Annotated in this window: 1 protein-coding gene; it reads right to left on the bottom strand. The window is 42.2% G+C overall.

Annotated features, from left to right (window positions below; translation table 11 throughout):
• On the bottom strand, positions 1-1,028 hold a 1,028-nt coding region (locus WBG07_RS19340; protein ID WP_340203774.1), incomplete at both ends, for a condensation domain-containing protein.

Genomic DNA, 1,028 nt, shown 5'->3' with positions numbered 1-1,028 from the left:
ACATCAAACAGCGGGTTACGACTCGTGTCACGATCAATCCCTAATTCCTCTACTAAGGTTTCATACTGATACAACTGATGATCAAACGCACCTAGCGTACAACGCTTTACCAATGACAAATATGATCGGAAATCTTGATCCCCACTAACCTCATAACGAAGCGCAAGGGTGTTGACAAACATCCCTACCATTCCCTCCAGATCAGCATGATGACGACCAGAGGTAGGCGTCCCTACTACTATATCTTCCTGATTGCTCAACTTACGAAGTAATAGCGTATAAAGAGCCAGTAATAGCATGTACATCGTAACGCCTTCTTCCTGTGCCAAAGCTCGTAATTTATGAAGACGTCTGCCTTCTATTGTGATCCCGGTACTCCTCCCATGATCCGTCTTTATCAAAGGACGTGGGTAATCTGTAGGTAATGAAAGCTGAGAAGGAAGTTCTTTATAAACCGATAACCAATACGAGCGGTGATCTGCTAAAGTGCCTTCTTCTAAAGAATCTTGTTGCCAATGCGCATAATCACGGTATTGTAAGGAAAGAGGCGCTAAAGATTCACCTTGGTATAACTTACAGAAATCTTCTAACAGTACCTGATGCGATACCCCATCACTGATAATGTGATGCATATCAATTAAAAGCAAGGCTTCTCTGGGAGCAAATTGATACAAGGCTACCCGAAAAGGATATGCTGAGCATAGCTCAAAGGGGCGTACAAAACCATCGATCACGCTCTGCATATCTTCGCTACTACCTTCTTTATATAAAACCTCAAAATCTGCCGCTGGTACAATCCGTTGTACAACTCCACTATCACGCATCTCAAAGAAGGTGCGTAGGCTTTCATGACGATCTACTAATTGGTGAAAACACGCTTTTAGATGTGGTACGTCTAGTTCTCCCGTTAGTCTATAAATACCGGGCATATTATAACTAAGCGATGCTTTGTCAAATTCATATAAAAAATACATCCGCTGTTGTGCAGAAGACAATACATAATACCCCTGTTCCGGAACTTTAGGAAT

Origin of the sequence: Ascidiimonas meishanensis (assembly GCF_037782385.1) — a bacterium.
Classification (GTDB): domain Bacteria; phylum Bacteroidota; class Bacteroidia; order Flavobacteriales; family Flavobacteriaceae; genus Ascidiimonas; species Ascidiimonas meishanensis.
The sequence above is the reverse complement of the archived record's forward strand: the minus strand, read 5'-3'. Positions and strand labels throughout refer to the sequence as shown.